Annotated in this window: 2 protein-coding genes; one reads left to right on the forward strand and one right to left on the reverse strand. The window is 35.2% G+C overall.

Annotated features, from left to right (window positions below):
• On the forward strand, positions 1-260 hold a 260-nt coding region (locus AC1DJR_RS30620; RefSeq protein ID WP_477004325.1), incomplete at its 5' end, for a nuclear transport factor 2 family protein.
• Positions 261-438: 178 nt separating this feature from the next.
• Here the strand turns inward: AC1DJR_RS30620 and AC1DJR_RS30625 are convergent.
• Positions 439-1,146, reverse strand: coding sequence for an IS6 family transposase (locus AC1DJR_RS30625; protein WP_477004326.1), 708 nt, complete (start codon positions 1,144-1,146; stop codon positions 439-441).
• Positions 1,147-1,168 lie beyond the last annotated feature (22 nt).

A 1,168-nucleotide genomic window follows, 5' to 3' on the forward strand; every position in this document is an offset into this window, starting at 1 on the left:
ATATAGGTCCAGATGAAGTAGTGAAAAATGTACATGAACGTCTTGGCACGGAATGGGATAACTATAGCGCTAAAGATGAAATTTATACATTTAATAACAATACTGTTATCGTTTATGGAAAATATAGTGGAACATATAAAGATACAGGGAAATCGTTCATAGCAGATTTTTGTCATCTGTATGAGTTTGATGAGAACGATAAGGTTAAGAAGTTTATTCAAATTGTGGACAGTGCAACTGTTAATGAGGTATTAAGTTAGAGTTATTTGTTTCTAACATGCCTTGTATAAGGGGTAGTGTTAAGATAAACGAAATTTCCTCACATTATATTTTTGGGAAGGTTTCTACTTCTCAAGCGTGTTATGGAAGATAACTGGTTCTGGTGCAAAAATAGAATAAAAGATAATAAAGTGCATAAATTCCTAACGGAATCGTATTTTATGCTGCAAGTCCAAACAATTGATGGATGAATTCTTTCTGATTTTGAATAGACTGGTCCCGTAAATCAACCTGTTCTTTTTTTATCATATGCATGGCTTCTACTCCCGAAAGAATAGATGTAGCTGTGTCAAAATATTTKAACCCTAGCATAGAAYGRAYTCGCTWCTTTATAAAGCGATGATCTTGTYCTACTATGTTATTCAAGTACTTTTGTTGTCTAAGTTGCATACCATCAGGTATGCTTTTTTCTTTTTTCAACTGTTCAATTGCTATAGGATAAGCYGGRTTCTTATCGACTGTTATMACACGTGGYTTTGAAACATGAAAAGACCGCAAAGCTTTCTTGAAAARGCGCYTTGCAGCCTTCTGGTCTCTTGTTTTGTTTAGGRAAAAATCAATTGTGTTTCCTTTCGAATCAACAGCACGRTACARATACATCCATTGACCTTTTACTTTGATATATGTTTCATCGACTCTCCAAGAGTCATTTGTTTGTTTRAGGTGACGWCGGATTCGTTTGTCCAATTCMGGACCATACTGRTGWACCCAACGCATAATCGTTGTATGAGAAATGGATAAACCCCGTTCTTCTAGCATTTCCACCAAATCACGAAAACTAAGGTTGTACCGTAGGTACCATCTTACCGTTAACAAAATAATATCAGGCTGATAATGCTTCCATTTGAATACATTTTCCTTTTCCATACCAATCACACACCCTTTCTAA

It is taken from the genome of Bacillus sp. 05T31, assembly GCF_056396725.1.